Below are 15774 nucleotides of genomic sequence, written 5' to 3'. Positions count from 1 at the left end.
ATTGAAATGCGTCTCGGAGTTACATTGTCGAATCAAGTAGACAATTGTCGGTTCACATCCGTTAATGTGTCTGAGGTAGGAACTTTTTGAAGTGCCTATAAAAAAAAGTGGAACCACGCAAAAGCGTCTTTTAAGTTGATTAAAAGGCGCTTTTTTTTACTTTACTTAGAGAAAGACTTTCAAAAGGAGGGGAGCGGAGGATGAGAACCATAAGAGAATATTTTGCGGTAGTTAAACAAAATGACCCTTCAGTCAAAAGCAATTTGGAAATTTTATTAACCTATCCTGGTTTCCATGCACTCTTATTTTATCGAATGGCTCATTTTCTTTACCAAAAACATCTCTTTTTGTTAGCTAAAATAGTTGCTCAATTTGCCAGATTTTTGACTGGAATTGAGATTCATCCAGGAGCAACAATTGGAAAAAGACTTTTTATCGATCATGGAATGGGAATAGTAATTGGAGAAACTACGATTATTGGAGATGACGTAATTATTTTTCATGGAGTAACATTGGGTGGAACTGGGAAAGATAAAGGCAAACGCCATCCAACGATTGAAAATGGCGTATTGCTGTCGGCAAATGCACAAATATTAGGTCCAATTACAATTGGAAAAAACGCTAAAATTGGTGCGTCAGCAGTTGTCTTAAAGGACATTCCAGCCAACACAACGGCTGTGGGAATTCCAGCGAAAGTAGTTAAAAGAGGCTAGCGACTAGTGAGATTACTTAAATCAGTTCACTAAAAAGATCGGAGTGAGAAGAATGTTAAAAATTTACAACACATTAACTAGAAAAAAAGAAGAATTTGTCCCATTAGAAGCTGGGAAGGTTAAAATGTACGTTTGCGGTCCCACCGTATACAATTACATTCATATTGGAAATGCTAGAAGTACAGTTGCTTTTGACACGGTTCGTCGCTATTTAGAATTTCGTGACTACGAAGTGAATTTTGTATCGAATTTTACAGATGTTGACGATAAAATTATTAAAGCAGCCAAAGAATTAAGCATTACAGCACCAGAAGTAGCAGATAAATTTATTTCTGCCTTCTATGAAGATACCTCTGCGTTAGGTGTGGAAAAAGCAACGTCAAATCCACGGGTAATGGAAAATATGCCAGACATTATCCAATTTATTGAAACTTTAATCGAAAAAGGATACGCGTATGAATCAGCAGGAGATATTTATTACCGTACACGTAAATTCAAAAATTATGGAAAATTAAGCAATAAAACGATTGATGAATTAGAAATCGGAGCAAGCAATCGTTTGGAATCTAGCGAAAATGAACGCAAAGAAGATCCAATTGATTTCGCCTTGTGGAAATCAGCTAAAGCCGATGAAATCAGCTGGGAATCACCTTGGGGACAAGGACGTCCAGGATGGCATATCGAATGCTCGGTAATGGCAACAAAATATTTAGGTGATACGATTGACATTCATGGTGGCGGACAAGACTTAGAATTTCCTCATCATGAAAATGAAATTGCACAAAGTGAAGCGAAAACAGGACATCCCTTTGCAAATTACTGGATGCACAACGGATTTGTCACAATTGGTGCCGAAGATGAAAAAATGAGTAAATCATTAGGCAACTTTGTTTTAGTCCATGATATGATAAAAGAAGTAGACCCACAGATTCTACGCTTCTTTATGGCAACCACTCATTATCGTCGCCCAATTGCCTATAGTGGAACAGCCATTGAAGAAGCAAAAGTCAATTTAGCAAAATTAAAAACAGCTTATGAAAACCTACATTACCGTTTAAGTGACTCTGTTTTAGAGTTGCCAACAGATCCATCTTTTTTTGATAAATTAACGACAATTAAAGAACAATTTATCGTGGAAATGGATGACGATTTCAATGCAGCAAATGGCATTACGGTGGTCTATGAATTAGCTAAAATGATGAACATTTACAGTGAACAAAAAGAAGTTTCGAAAGCAGTCGTAGAAGCGATGTTAGGAATGTTAAAAGAATTACTGAGTGTGTTTGGTATCATTTTAGAAGAAGAAACTCAGCTATTAGATGACCATATTGAAGCCTTATTATTGGAACGCACAGAAGCCAGAGCAGCTAAAAACTTTGCTCGTAGCGACGAAATTAGAGATTTATTAAAAAACGAGGGCATCATTATCGATGATACCCCACAAGGAGCTAGATGGAGACGTGGATAAAACGAATGAAAAAGACTGGGGTTTATTAAATGGTTTAGCTTTAGCTTATGTGGGTGATGCCATCTACGAAATCTATATACGCGATTATTTAGTAAACCAAGGTCAAACAAGACCGAATCAGCTACACAATGCTGCAACAAGATTTGTTTCAGCAAAAGCGCAAAATTATTTAATGAAAGAAATGTTAGCAGAAGAAGGCTTGCTTTCAGAAACGGAACTATTAATGTATAAACGTGGACGGAATGGAAAAAGTCATACATCTGCTAAAAATGTTGATATCACTACTTATCGAGTAGCGACAGGTTTTGAGTCTTTGATGGGCTATTTACACTTAGAAAAGCAAACCGAACGAATGGAAGAATTGATTCAATGGTGTATTAAGAAAGTGGAGGAAGATCAACATGGCAAATGAGCGTAATAATTTTGGTAAAAAAGTAACACAACAGAATCGCCGTCCTAAATCAAATAACAAACCGCAACGAACGTTCAAAAAAAGCGAACCAAAACACGTGGCTGAAATTGAAGAAACAGAAGAAGAGCGTGATTTAGTAGCAGGCAGAATGCCAGCAATTGAAGTTTTGAAATCAGAACGTGATATCAATAAAGTCTTTTTACAAGAAGGTTTGACGGGATCTAAAATGAATGAAATTATGAGTCTTGCTAAAAAACGCAACGCCCAAATTCAATTAGTTCCTAAAAGTAAATTAGACAATCTAGTCGATGGTGTAAATCATCAGGGCGTTGTTATTGCTGCTGCCGCTTTTCCATATGCGACACTGGATGATCTCTTTGCTGCTGCCGCTTTAAAAAACGAAGATCCATTCTTTATTTTATTAGATGGAGTAGAAGATCCACATAATTTAGGTTCAATCATGAGAACAGCAGATGCTAGTGGTGCTCACGGAATCATTATTCCTAAACGTCGAGCGGTTGGATTGACAGCTACAGTGGCAAAAGCTTCTACAGGGGCCATTGAACACGTCCCCGTTGCTCGCGTTACGAACTTGGTACAAACAATCAAAGAACTGAAAGAACGCGGTGTGTGGCTTTACGGAACCGATATGGCAGGTGTTGATTACCGTAAATGGGAAACAACATTACCAATTGCTTTAGTAATTGGTAATGAAGGAAAAGGAATTTCGCGCTTAGTTAAAGAACAAATGGACGGTATTGTTACGATTCCAATGGTAGGTCATGTTCAAAGTTTAAATGCAAGTGTTGCAACCAGCCTATTGATGTATGAAGTTTACCGCGGTCGCAATCAAATCTAACTAACAAGGAGGTGCATCACGTATGAAAAAAGAATTAATGATTGTGGATGGTTACAATATGATTGGCGCTTGGCCAGAGCTTGTAAAGCTGAAAAACCAAGATGAGATGGAAGAAGCCAGAGATCAATTGCTCCATCAATTATCCAATTACCAACGTTACGAGGGTATTGAAATTCTTGTCGTATTTGATGCACAATTTGTTCCTGGAATCCAAACATCCTTTCAAAAATATTTAGTCACGGTTATTTTCACGAAAGAAGGAGAAACTGCGGATAGTTATATTGAACGTATTGTTGAAGAAAAAAATAATCGATTGACCCAAGTAACAGTAGCAACAAGCGATATGGCAGAACAATGGCTTGTCTTTTCTAAAGGCGCGCTCCGAAAATCAGCCAATGAACTTTATCGTGATTTAAAACGTGCCAAACAAGCAATTAAAGCAGAAACTGTAAGTTTTCATTCTAAAACAATGCGTCGCAATACACCTTGGGATTCCCAACAACTAACAACGCTAGAAGAGTTGCGTGAAAATCTTTCTAAAAAAGAGTGATTGTTAACGAAACGTTATTTTCTATTAATAATATGTAATCGTTCCCTTCTAGTGTTGAATTAAAAGGGGGCATTCAAATGAACAGTAACAATGAACGAAAGAGTGATGGGGAACTGATTGTAGCAATAAAAAGAGGTCAGACAGAAGAATTTGAGCAATTGTTCCTCCGTTATTTACCATTAACAAAAAAGCTAAGCAACATGTACTATTTTAAATACTTAGAAGAAGAGGATTATTTACAAGAAGCACGAATGGTATTTTTTAAAGCCATTCAGCAATTTGTGGAAGGTAAGGGTCATACATTTGGGAATTTTTATAAACTTAATTTAAAGCATCATTTATTTAGTTTGATTCGTAAAGAAAATGCTAAAAAAAGAGGAGCAGATCGGCTATCTGATTCTTTAGATGAAATGTTGGAAAATAATCATGCACCCAAGTACATAGCCAACCAAGAAGAACAAGTGACAGCATACGATAAGATGATGATAAGTGAAAATGTGACAGCTTATTATGACACACTTTCTTCATTTGAACGACAAGTGTTTAATGGCTATTTAGCAAACCTAGAATTAGAGAAGATCGCAAAAAATCTTGATTGTGAGGTATTGAAAGTACGAAATGCATTAGATCGATGTCGGCAAAAATTACGAAAAAGTTTTGATGGATAATCAAAAGAATAGTTTCGTCTACTTTAAAAATATCTTTCCAACACTAAAACGTGACTAGTACGATTCCCATATATATGAAAAAATATCTTGAGGATTTTCAGTTTTTCTGAATTTCATCAAGATATTTTTATTTTTTATAGAGTCATAGACTTATAAATGTCGGCTTAGAAGACTTTTAGTAATCTCGCTAATTTGTTCTTTTTCAGGGATATCAGGAAGTTTATCAATGCCCTTTAAAGCTTTACGTGTATATTTTTCAGCGAGTTCTTGTGCTTGAGATACACCACCAAGGGTTACTACAAGTTGGTGAACGGTTTGGATGTCTTCATTGGTCATATCCGCTTTTTTTGAAAGATAAGGAGCAAAAGCTTTAGGGTTTTTACGAAGTGCAAAAATCAATGGAGCGCTATAAACACCTTGTCGTACATCTTCTAAAACAGGTTTGCCAAATATTTCAGCTGATTGCGAGTAATCAAGAATGTCATCCATAATTTGAAAAGCCATGCCAATATGGCTGCCTATATAATAACAAGAACGAGCAAACTTTTCAGTAGAACCACCTTCTAACGCGCCAGAAAAACAACTTAAAGCAAAAAGTTGAGCTGTTTTACCCGATATTTGTGTTAGATATTGTCTCATCGTGATTTTCTGATTGTACCGCAAATGCATTTGATCCAGCTCGCCCATCAAAATACGTTCCATACCTCTAGTATCGATTTGAATACTTTCGATTGAACTTGAATATTTTGATAATAATTTAAAGCAGACGGTAAATAAATAGTCACCTGCGTAGACAGCAACGTCTTTACGATACTTAGCTTGAATGGTAGGTGTGCCACGTCGAAGGGGAGAATCATCAACAACATCATCATGGATTAATGTCGCCATGTGTAAGATTTCCAGTGCGGCAGCCACGGCTTGAATTTTTTCTGAATCTGGCTTAGATCCAAATTTTGAAAATAAAATGGTGTAGGCAGGTCGAAGTAGCTTGCCGCCGGAATGAATCAATTCAATAATTGTTTTTTCAATATCTTTATTTCGGATTGTGATGCTGTTTTCCATTAAATTTACGGTCGCTTCTAATTCTGATTTAAGTTCAGGGTAAGCTTCCCATAGTGGATGAATCTTCATTACGATTCTCCTTTCATGTGATGGTCAGAAAATGGATGATACATCGCTTTAAAATCGCGTAATGTTTGGACATGTTCTATTAAATAATTTGCTGCAATGCCAATGGCAATACCAGATAAGATACCTAAAAAGGCCAATACAGGCAAATAGAGCATGACTGTCCAAGTTTGAGCAATCCAACTGGCGATCATCAGTTGACCCACGTTATGTAAAATGCCACCAGTCGCACTGATTCCAATAATACTTACGCGTTTTGGTCCCAATTGTTTTACTGCTAGCATGCCAACGTAACTCAATAACGCACCTGCGCAACTATACATGAATGTCGATAAGGTTCCACCTAATAATGTGGTCAGTAAAAGTCGCATCCAGACAACCGTAAAGCTGTCTTTAACTGGCAATGTAAAAATAGAAATAATTGTAATTAAGTTTGCTAAGCCAAGTTTTGCTCCAGGAGCAAAAGCAAATGGAAAGGGAATGCTGCGTTCGATAAGCCCAATTACAACTCCTTGTGCGGCTAGTAAAGCAATATAAACAATCTTTTGATTTCGAGTCATCTCGCTTTTCCTCCTTTAATGAACAGTCATCTTTTAGTTTATCAAATCGCTCTTGTGGTTTCTATCTGCAGGGTGATAACAGACAGAGTTCATTTTTCGTTGTTAATGAATGAAAGCAAAATGATTTTAGTTCCATAGTAGTTTGGTGCAAATAAAAAAGAACAAGAGGCAAAAAAGAAAATGATGAAAAGTTTTTTTTATGGTATTAAAAAAATACATTTCTTTTCTCTCTCCTATTTTTTTAGTTGATTTTGTAAAAAAAAGAATGGTTAAGGCAGCATTTTTCATCTGCCTTAAACCATTAATTAATGACTTATTTTCCGTCGTATAAGGATTTAGGTGTACCATACCACCATTTTCCAGCGACTTTTTGTACCCATGGAATCACATAATAATCTAAACCAAAGGCACGACCAGAACCATTCATTAATGCAATAGCGGCGAAAATAAACCAAATATTTACCCAGTAGAACATACCTGATAATGCGAAGCTGATTACTAATGCAATTGTAGCAGCATTGCTTAACCAAGTGAATAGACCTGCAATAATAGCAAGTGCAATTAATAACTCAATGATTGTCATAGCTTTTTGGAAGAATAATGCAACTTCAGGAGTTGGAATCATTTTTTCCATCATCCATTCAAACCATTTAGGAGCTTTCTCAAAGACCATCATAGGTTCTTCGCCATATGCATAACTAAAACCGAATACAGGTTTTGCAGTTTCAACAACAGCATCAGCAGCGCCACCGGCAGCTTCAGATGCACCACTCGTAGCTTCTTGCAACCAAGCAAATGGCAGTTTTACTGAATCGCCAAACCATGATTCTCCACCAAACCATCCAAAGGTTTTCTTACCAGCTTCAAGGAGCCACATACTACCGTAGAATACGCGCAGTGGAACACTCCATAGCACGTTACCATAACGAGATAAATGACCACGGAAGATATTACGTTTGTCTTTAATGTGGAAGAATTCATGCATAATATATTGGAATGCATAGTATCCTGAACGAATATCAAAGAAATATTTCAAGTTAACAATGTGTTTCATTAAGATAGCTAAGAAACCACTTAAGTGAATTTTTTCAAATAAACAAGCAACGCCATAACGGCTACCGATTGATACCATGAATCCTTGATAATTTCCTTTGTATTCATGTTTTTCAGTACCGTCAATTTCAGCAATGATGTTAGCAGCTGCAGTATGAGCTGTACATTCAGCAGCTTGAACGATTTGTGGTGTTGGAGTATTTTCAAACTCTTCAAAGTACACTAGATCGCCAATAACGTAAACGTCTTTTAAATCTTTTGCTTCCATATATTGATTGGCAACTAAACGTCCAGCGCGAGCTGCTTCCATACCAAATTCAGCAGTATCAGAGTTTGCTCTAACACCAGCAGTCCAAATCAATGTGTGAGTTGGGATGCTTTCGCCTGATTTTAATAAGATGTGATCTTCTTTCACTTCAACAATAGGTGAGTCAGTTAAAATTTTAATGCCTTTTTTAGTCATGTAACGTTCTGCTTTACCAGCATCATTACGATCTAACATATTTAAAATGGTTGGTGCAGCTTCAACTACATATAATGTAATTTCTTCAGCTGAAATTTTATTGTCTTTTGCAAGACGTTCTTTCCATTCTAGCAATTCTCCGACCATTTCAATCCCAGTAAATCCAGAACCACAAACAGTGAAAGTTAACATGGCTTTACGTGTTGCTTCATCACGAATTTTAGCAGCTTTAGCTACTGTTTCTTCGATATGAGTACGTAATTTCATTGCATCTTCCCATGACCATAAAGTGAAGCCGAAATCTTTAACACCAGGAGTTCCAAAGTCATTAGGCTCGCCACCCATACCTAATACTAGGTAATCATAGCTGTATGAACCTTGCTCAGTTGTAACAACTTTTGTATCGTGATTAATGTCAGTAACATTATCTGTTACTAATTTAACATTTTTCAAACGACAAAATAGACGTTGTAAGTCATATTGAACAGCATTAGGCTCAACACGAGCACCAGCTATTTCATGTAATTCAGTCATCATAGTGTGGTATGAGTGACGGTCGATCAAGGTAATCGTAACATCTTTGTTCTTTTTGTACTTTTTCGCTAGCTTTTTAGTAGCAGCTACTCCAGCATAACCTGCGCCGATAACAACAATATTCTTTTCGGGCATTTTTTCCACTCCTTTGAGATAGTTATTTTTAAGAAATAATAATAGCAACTATAAATTATAGTTAAATGGTTCACAACCTTACTAATTATACAAGATTTAATAAATTAAGTCTATGATTATCTCGTTATAAAAGATAAAACTTTCGTTATCTAAAAAAGTTTGTGAACTATTGTTCAAATTTGAACGAAAAACGAATATTATAATAAAATTCTAATTAAAAACGTGATGAAATAAATAGACAAAAAATCAAAAAGTGAGTATGATGTTAATAGGTACTTACGGACATTGTGAACAATATAACATATAGCGTTTACAAATTGCCTTAAGTAAACTAAAAAGGATAAGGTGGGAATTTTATTATGGAATTCAAAAAAGTAATGACAATTGGGTCATTGGTTTTAGCTTCAACTTTTGTATTAGCAGCTTGTGGTGGCGGAAACGACACTAAAAAAGACAGCTCAGATAGCAAAACAAGTGAAGTAGCTAAAGATTCTTCTAAAAAAGAGTCAAAAGAAATGGTTAAAACAGCTGGTGGCGAGTTAAAAGACGGTACCTACACTCTTGAAGAAAAAAACTTTGACGATAAAGGCTGGAAAGTAAACTTCAGCATGACTGTTAAAGATGGTAAAATTACTAAATCTGATTACGATTATTTAGATAAAGATGGCAAGAAAAAATCTGAAGATAAAGCTTACCAAAAAGCAATGTCTGAAAAAACAAAAGAAAAAATTGGGCCTGCTGACTACATTCCAGCTTTAAACGAAGAATTAGTTAAAGCTCAAGATGCAGCATCAGTTGACGTTGTAAGTGGCGCAACTCACTCATCAGAAGCGTTCAAAAACTACGCACAACAATTAGTTCAAGCAGCTCAAGCTGGTAAAACTGATAAAATTGAAATTGACAACAATGCGGATCTTAAAGATGGTACGTATTCATTAGAAACTAAAAATGCTTCAAACGGCTGGACAGAAACATTTGAAATGGTAGTTGCTGGTGGCAAAATCACTGAATCTAAATACGATGGTACAAACGATAAAGGTGAATTAAAATCAGAAAACAAAGAATACCAAGAAAACATGTCTAAGATTGCTAAAGTTGGACCAGCAGATTACTTCCCAGCTTTAAACAAAGGATTAGTTGAAAAACAAAATCCAGGTGAAGTTGAAGTCGTAAGTGGCGCAACTCACTCATCAGAAAGCTTCAAATTATGGGCAGCACAATTAATCAACGCTGCTGAAAAAGGAAGCCAAGACAAAATCGTTGTAGATAACATCGTAATGTCTGAAAAAAAATAAGTCTAACGACTAATTGAATGAAAGTTGAAGGTCTTAGGGGATTGATCACTCTAAGGCCTTTTCTTATGAAATTAGCTAGTAGATAAACTTGTAAAATAATAGCGCCACTACTATAATGAAAAAGATAAATAGAGACTGATAGACAAGGGGCAATTATGAAGATGAAAAACAAACACTTACTTTTAATGAGCTTTTTCTTCGTTTTAGTAATCGGATTGGCAGGTTGTGGAGATGGAAAAGAAGAAAAAAAAGCTGCAATTCTTAAAGATCCTTATTCAGATACACAGTTTTTAATGGGAACAGTTGTCAATGTAAAAATATACAACGAAGGCAAGGAAGACGTTTTAGAGAAATCATTTGACCGAGTAAAAGAACTAGCTGCTAAAATTACAGTGAATGAAAAAGGCTCTGAAATTGATGAAATCAACGATCAAGCGGGAGTTGCTCCTGTGAAGGTAACAGATGACATCTATTACTTATTAAAAGAAGCCTATCATTATAGCAAGACGTCAGAGGGCGGATTTGATATGACGATTGGTTCATTAACGGATCTTTGGCGAATTGGTTTTCCAGATGCTCGAAAACCAGCACAAAATGAAATTGATGCCGTCCTACCATTAATTGATTACAAAAAAGTTGTTTTTAATGATAAAGACAAAACAGTTTATTTACCTGAAAAAGGTATGCAATTGGATTTAGGTGCTATTGCAAAAGGTTATATTACGGATGAAGTAGTGAAAGTCTTAAAGGCAAACGATGTTGACACTGCAATTGTCGATTTAGGTGGAAATATTTTTGTTTTAGGACACAGCCCAAGAAAAGCAGATGCAGACTGGAATGTCGGAATTCAAGATCCAAATGAAACACGAGGCACAACGATTGGAACCATTCCAGAAAGCAATCGTTCGATTGTAACATCCGGTATCTATGAACGTTTCTATGAAGACCCAACAGACGGGAAAAAATACGATCATTTAATGGACGGTACAACGGGTTACCCATTTGATAATGATATTGCAGGTGTTTCAATTGTTTCAAAAAAATCAATTGATGGCGATGGGTTATCAACCGCTGTCTTTTCAAAAGGTGTTAAAGGCGGTTTAGAATTTGTCGATAAGTTAGACGGTGTTGAAGCTATTTTTGTGACGAAAGAAAATAAAATCTATCTTTCAAAAGGATTAGATGGCGTATTTAAATTAACAAGTGACAGCTATACGGTAGGAAAACGAGACACATTGAAATAAGAAAATAAAGGAACGGGAGAAAATCTATGTCCTTCAAAACATTTTTAAAATTAGTAGAGATTCAAACAAAATTAGCAAGTTTATTTCCATTTTTACTAGGAACATTATTTGCTAGTGTGTATTTTAAGCAATTTAATCTAATTAATACGTTGTTATTTTTTGCAGGAATGTTGATATTTGATATGACGACGACTGCAATCAATAATTTTATGGATTATCAAAAAGCGAAAAATGCAGGTTATAAAGATAACGTTAATGTGATTGGACAAGAAAAAATACCCGAAAAGTTAGTTCGCATGTTGATATGGGTGATGTTGTTGGTTGCAGCTGTCTTAGGGATTATTTTGACTTGGCGCACAGATATTTTAGTCTTATTGATGGGCGGAATTTGTTTCTTTATCGGTGTGTTCTACACTTTTGGACCTGTCCCACTGTCAAGAATGCCTTTAGGAGAGCTGTTCTCAGGAGTGACAATGGGGTTTGGAATCTTTTTCATATCTGTGTATGTCAATTTGACAGAAGGCACACTTTTGGCTTTTGAATTTTTACCAAATAATCAATTTATCTTAAGTGGTAATTATTTAGAAATAGTGACGGTATTGCTGGTGTCATTGCCATCCGTATTTACGATTGCGAATATTATGCTAGCAAACAATATTTGCGATTTAGAAGAGGATATTTCGAATCATCGTTACACACTGCCGTTTTATTTAGGAAGAAAGTTAGCGGTTCAGCTTTTTGATTTTTTAATTTATTTTTCTTACGTAGCGATTATTGTAGCGGTTATTTTCGGTGTCTATCATCCAATTATGCTAGGCGCATTAGTCAGCTTTATTCCAGTTAAAAAGAATCTAGCTATTTTTAGCAAAAAACAAGTGAAATCTGAAACCTTCGTCATCTCGATTAAAAATTTAATTCTAGTAAATGGTTCTCAAGTGTTATTTTTATCCCTTAGTTTGTTATTTTAAATAAAAATAATAAAAGTTGATTTGACACATTTTACAAGGAATGTTAAATTATAAGATGATAAGTATCGGTCATAAAGAAAGTATGGTGGAAAAATGACTAGTAAGAAAACAGCATTAGCATGTTCAGTATGCGGTTCAAGAAATTACGCTAAAAAAGTAAATGAAGGCAATCGCACAGAGCGTCTAGAAATCAAAAAGTTCTGTAAATATTGTAATCAACACACATTACATCGTGAAACAAAATAAACTATTTTTAAATGAAACTAAACGTTCGGAGGTATAAAGATGGGGAAATTATTCGGCTATTTCGGTAGCGTTAAACGTGAAATGCATGAAGTGACTTGGCCAACAAAAAAAGAACTAAGAAAATCAATGATGACTGTTATCGGCACTGTATTTTTCTTTGTAATCTTCTTTATGGTTGTTGATTATGGCATTACATCAATTTTAGATTTATTTCTAAAAAAATAATTAAATTACTAGCGAGTATGCTGTAGTAATGGTATACTTACTGTACAAACAAGCGATAAGAAACCTTCTTTATAATATTGAAGGTTTTTTTGTATGAATTTAAAATGATCGGTATAATACCATGAAATTAAAAATAAAAATTTAGGAGTGTTCATCGTGGAAACAGTAGAATTAGAAAAAAATTGGTACGTCTTACACACGTATTCTGGTTACGAAAATAAAGTGAAAACAAACATCGAATCTCGTGCAACAAGTATGGGAATGAACGATTACATTTTCCGCGTAGTAGTTCCTGAAGAAGAAGAAACAGAAACAAAAAATGGGAAAGAAAAAATCAACATGAAAAAAACGTTCCCTGGATACGTCCTTGTAGAAATGATTATGTCTGATGATTCATGGTATGTCGTTCGTAATACTCCTGGAGTAACAGGATTCGTTGGTTCCCATGGTGCAGGTAGTAAACCCGCTCCACTATTAAAAGAAGAAATTGAAGTTATTTTACGTCGTCTAGGTATCAGCACGCGTCATCAAGAAATCGACTTTGAAGTGGGCGATACAGTCACAATCATTGAAGGTGCATTTAGTGGATTGATGGGTAAAATTACTGAAATTGACATGGAACGCGCTAAATTAAAAGTAAACGTAGATATGTTTGGTCGTGAAACAAGTACCGAACTTGATTTTGAACAAATCGACAAATTATAAACGAATAAAGAAAGTTCCTTTTAATAAAGGGACTTTTTTTCTATCTATTTGTAAAAGGAGGGTCATTATGAAAAAAATAAGCTTAATTCTGTTTGTATTTATGATTTTAATTGGAAGCATTATTTTCTATTCAAAGTGGAATGACACAACAGGCCAACCTAAATTGCCCCAAAAGAATGAACGAGCAAAAGTTGCAAAAAAAGAAACGGTATCCGAATCAATTCCTACCATCTTTGTTCATGGGTACAGTGGTACCAAAAATTCATTCGGTGGAATGATTAAGCGACTGACTAAAGAAAAAGTAGCAACTCCTTCTTTAATAGCAACAATCACAAGTGACGGAGAAATCACTTATGAAGGAGAATTTAATAAAAAAGAAAAAAATCTAATGATTCAAATATTGTTTGCGGACAATAAAAGTACAGAAGAAAATCAAAGTTGGTGGCTACAAGAATTAATGCAGTCCTTAAAAACAAAATATGGAATTGAAAAGGTGAACGCAGTGGGACATTCAATGGGTGGTGTGGCATTAACTAATTATGTGACGGCAGTTGGGATAAACGGTGCTTATCCTGAGGTAGAAAAACTAGTTCTAATTGCAGCGCCAATCAACGGTCTTGAAATTGGAGAAGACGGCATAACTGATTATGACCTGACAGAGAACGGCCCCAAAATGCAGACAGAGCGCTTTGCCAATTTCGATACTTTAAAAGAAAAAATCCCATCCAAACTAGCCGTTTTGACGATTGCTGGTGATAAGGAAAATGGCACGAAAAGTGATGGCTCTGTTTCAGTTGCAAGTGCATTGTCAGCCAAATTCATTTATCAATCGCAAGTGACGGATTACCGAGAAATGGTATTTACAGGTATAAAAGCGAGCCACAGTCTGCTTCATGAAAATACAGGCGTTGACAAGGCAGTTGCCGAATTTTTATGGTCAGAATAAACACCGTAAAAAAAATAATTTAAAGGTTGAAAAACACAAATGAATTTGATATAGTATGTAGGTACGTTTTACGTATGTAAGAAAGTGGGAGGGGAAATATTAACCCCATTAACCACATCACGGACTCAATCAAGGAGGTATGTCTCGTGGCTAAAAAAGTTGTTAAATTAGTTAAATTGCAAATTCCTGCAGGAAAAGCAAATCCAGCTCCACCGGTAGGACCTGCATTAGGTCAAGCACAAGTAAACATCATGGGATTCTGTAAAGAATTCAATGCTCGTACTGCTGATCAAGCTGGACTAATCATTCCAGTAGTAATCTCTGTATATGAAGATCGTTCATTTACATTTATTACAAAAACACCACCTGCTGCTGTTTTACTTAAAAAAGCTGCTGGTATTGAATCTGGTTCAGGCGAACCAAACACTAAAAAAGTTGCGACAGTTAAACGCGATAAAGTTAGAGAAATCGCTGAAACAAAAATGCCTGACTTAAACGCTGCAAATGTTGAATCTGCAATGCGTATGGTCGAAGGTACTGCAAGAAGCATGGGGATCACAATCGAAGATTAATCTTCATTAACCGCTTCTTACGTATCGACTCATAAGTTAATTTATTAGCTTTGAGGATTAAGTGGGAGGTAAAACCGTTATAACCACAATCAAGGAGGAAAAAGAACATGGCTAAAAAAAGCAAACAATATCAAACTGCCCTTAAGCAAGTTGATGTTACAAAAGCTTATTCAGTAGAAGAAGCAGTTGCTTTAGTAAAAGAAATCGATTTTGCTAAATTTGATGCAACAGTAGAAGTCGCTTATAGACTTGGTGTTGACCCTAAGAAAGCTGACCAACAAATTCGTGGGGCAGTTGTTCTTCCAAATGGAACAGGTAAAACACAACGCGTTTTAGTATTTGCTAAAGGCGAAAAAGCTAAAGAAGCAGAAGCAGCAGGCGCAGATTACGTAGGTGAATCTGATCTTGTTCAAAAAATCAGTGGCGGTTGGTTCGATTTCGACGTAATCGTTGCTACTCCAGATATGATGGGTGAAGTTGGTCGTCTAGGACGTGTTCTAGGACCTAAAGGATTAATGCCTAACCCTAAAACTGGTACTGTTACAATGGACGTTACAAAAGCAGTTAACGAAATCAAAGCTGGTAAAGTAACTTACCGCGTTGATAAAGCTGGTAATGTACAAGCTCCAATTGGTAAAGTATCGTTTAGTACTGACAAATTAATTGAAAACTTTAAAACAATCAACGATACAATGTTGAAAGTTAAACCTTCTTCAGCTAAAGGTCAATACATCAAAAACATTACTGTAACAACAACTTTTGGTCCTGGCGTAAAAGTTGACCAAAGTTCTTTATAATCACTAATTAAAATTTTACTTGACCTAGATGATTGTACTTGTTACAATCATCTAGGTTAATAAATATTTACCGAAGACAGTAGGTGACGCAAGTCTTAATTTCCTACCGAGGATCATACTATGTGCAAACATACAATAATCCCTCTATGTCTAAGGTGACATGGGGCTTTTTGCTTTTCTTGACTATAATGACTTGTTTTGCAAGCCAGAGTAGGTAAAGAAGTGAAAAATGA

18 protein-coding genes and 2 other annotated features (1 of these 20 running past the window's edge) are annotated in these 15774 nt (G+C 35.7%); of the genes, 15 read left to right on the top strand and 3 right to left on the bottom strand.

The window, feature by feature from the left end; all coding sequences use genetic code 11:
- Positions 1-134 (top strand) — a binding site (T-box leader); it begins 81 nt to the left of the window's first position.
- 66 nt (positions 135-200) lie between these two features.
- The 6 genes from epsC (at position 201) to AC07SW_RS06625 (ending at position 4670) form a co-directional block, all read left to right on the top strand.
- Entirely contained in the window at positions 201-713 is a 513-nt protein-coding gene (gene epsC, locus AC07SW_RS06650; RefSeq protein WP_034572230.1) for a serine O-acetyltransferase EpsC, read from the top strand.
- A 52-nt stretch (positions 714-765) separates the two neighbouring features.
- Positions 766-2181: a cysteine--tRNA ligase gene (cysS, locus tag AC07SW_RS06645; RefSeq protein ID WP_494632492.1), complete on the top strand. Its 1416-nt coding sequence runs from the start codon at positions 766-768 to the stop codon at positions 2179-2181.
- A complete protein-coding gene (locus tag AC07SW_RS06640; protein WP_494632490.1) occupies positions 2174-2593 on the top strand; it encodes a Mini-ribonuclease 3 in 420 nt (139 codons plus the stop codon). The genes cysS and AC07SW_RS06640 overlap by 8 nt, the downstream gene beginning before the upstream one ends.
- On the top strand, positions 2583-3452 hold the full coding sequence (gene rlmB / locus AC07SW_RS06635) for a 23S rRNA (guanosine(2251)-2'-O)-methyltransferase RlmB (protein ID WP_082985734.1): 870 nt from the start codon (positions 2583-2585) through the stop codon (positions 3450-3452). The genes AC07SW_RS06640 and rlmB overlap by 11 nt, the downstream gene beginning before the upstream one ends.
- A gap of 22 nt (positions 3453-3474) precedes the next feature.
- Positions 3475-4002, top strand: coding sequence for an NYN domain-containing protein (locus tag AC07SW_RS06630; RefSeq protein ID WP_034572227.1), 528 nt, complete (start codon positions 3475-3477; stop codon positions 4000-4002).
- A 77-nt stretch (positions 4003-4079) separates the two neighbouring features.
- Complete coding sequence (locus tag AC07SW_RS06625) at positions 4080-4670, top strand: sigma-70 family RNA polymerase sigma factor (protein ID WP_034572226.1); 591 nt, start codon at positions 4080-4082, stop codon at positions 4668-4670.
- Between the two features lie 150 nt (positions 4671-4820).
- Here AC07SW_RS06625 and AC07SW_RS06620 read toward each other — a convergent pair whose 3' ends face one another.
- The 3 genes from AC07SW_RS06620 to AC07SW_RS06610 form a co-directional block, all read right to left on the bottom strand.
- Positions 4821-5801 (bottom strand): polyprenyl synthetase family protein, encoded by a 981-nt coding sequence (locus AC07SW_RS06620; RefSeq protein WP_135017821.1) that lies wholly within the window; start codon positions 5799-5801, stop codon positions 4821-4823.
- On the bottom strand, positions 5801-6358 hold the full coding sequence (locus AC07SW_RS06615; protein ID WP_034572219.1) for a Gx transporter family protein: 558 nt from the start codon (positions 6356-6358) through the stop codon (positions 5801-5803). Before AC07SW_RS06615 ends, AC07SW_RS06620 begins: the two co-directional genes overlap by 1 nt.
- A gap of 313 nt (positions 6359-6671) precedes the next feature.
- Positions 6672-8543: an FAD-dependent oxidoreductase gene (locus AC07SW_RS06610; protein WP_034572216.1), complete on the bottom strand. Its 1872-nt coding sequence runs from the start codon at positions 8541-8543 to the stop codon at positions 6672-6674.
- A gap of 359 nt (positions 8544-8902) precedes the next feature.
- Here AC07SW_RS06610 and pplA point away from each other — a divergent pair, with 359 nt between their 5' ends.
- The 9 genes from pplA to rplA all read left to right on the top strand — a co-directional run bounded on the left by pplA (position 8903) and on the right by rplA (position 15541).
- Positions 8903-9838, top strand: a complete 936-nt coding sequence (gene pplA, locus AC07SW_RS06605) for an extracellular electron transfer flavoprotein PplA (protein ID WP_119907471.1) — start codon at positions 8903-8905, stop codon at positions 9836-9838.
- Between the two features lie 161 nt (positions 9839-9999).
- A complete protein-coding gene (locus AC07SW_RS06600; protein ID WP_135022711.1) occupies positions 10000-11082 on the top strand; it encodes an FAD:protein FMN transferase in 1083 nt (360 codons plus the stop codon).
- Positions 11083-11108: 26 nt separating this feature from the next.
- Entirely contained in the window at positions 11109-12050 is a 942-nt protein-coding gene (menA, locus tag AC07SW_RS06595) for a 1,4-dihydroxy-2-naphthoate polyprenyltransferase (protein WP_135022712.1), read from the top strand.
- A 93-nt stretch (positions 12051-12143) separates the two neighbouring features.
- Positions 12144-12296 (top strand): 50S ribosomal protein L33, encoded by a 153-nt coding sequence (gene rpmG, locus AC07SW_RS06590; protein ID WP_074402359.1) that lies wholly within the window; start codon positions 12144-12146, stop codon positions 12294-12296.
- Positions 12297-12335: 39 nt separating this feature from the next.
- Positions 12336-12521, top strand: a complete 186-nt coding sequence (gene secE, locus AC07SW_RS06585) for a preprotein translocase subunit SecE (RefSeq protein ID WP_034572206.1) — start codon at positions 12336-12338, stop codon at positions 12519-12521.
- A 156-nt stretch (positions 12522-12677) separates the two neighbouring features.
- Positions 12678-13226, top strand: a complete 549-nt coding sequence (gene nusG, locus AC07SW_RS06580) for a transcription termination/antitermination protein NusG (protein WP_034572203.1) — start codon at positions 12678-12680, stop codon at positions 13224-13226.
- A 67-nt stretch (positions 13227-13293) separates the two neighbouring features.
- Entirely contained in the window at positions 13294-14172 is an 879-nt protein-coding gene (locus tag AC07SW_RS06575) for an alpha/beta fold hydrolase (RefSeq protein ID WP_463685089.1), read from the top strand.
- A 146-nt stretch (positions 14173-14318) separates the two neighbouring features.
- Positions 14319-14744: a 50S ribosomal protein L11 gene (gene rplK / locus AC07SW_RS06570; RefSeq protein ID WP_034572199.1), complete on the top strand. Its 426-nt coding sequence runs from the start codon at positions 14319-14321 to the stop codon at positions 14742-14744.
- A 107-nt stretch (positions 14745-14851) separates the two neighbouring features.
- Complete coding sequence (gene rplA / locus AC07SW_RS06565) at positions 14852-15541, top strand: 50S ribosomal protein L1 (RefSeq protein WP_034572198.1); 690 nt, start codon at positions 14852-14854, stop codon at positions 15539-15541.
- A 52-nt stretch (positions 15542-15593) separates the two neighbouring features.
- Positions 15594-15723: a sequence feature (ribosomal protein L10 leader region), on the top strand.
- The last annotated feature ends 51 nt before the right edge of the window (positions 15724-15774 follow it).

This window comes from Carnobacterium sp. GW821-FHT04C06, from assembly GCF_059420345.1.
The sequence above is the reverse complement of the archived record's forward strand: the minus strand, read 5'-3'. Positions and strand labels throughout refer to the sequence as shown.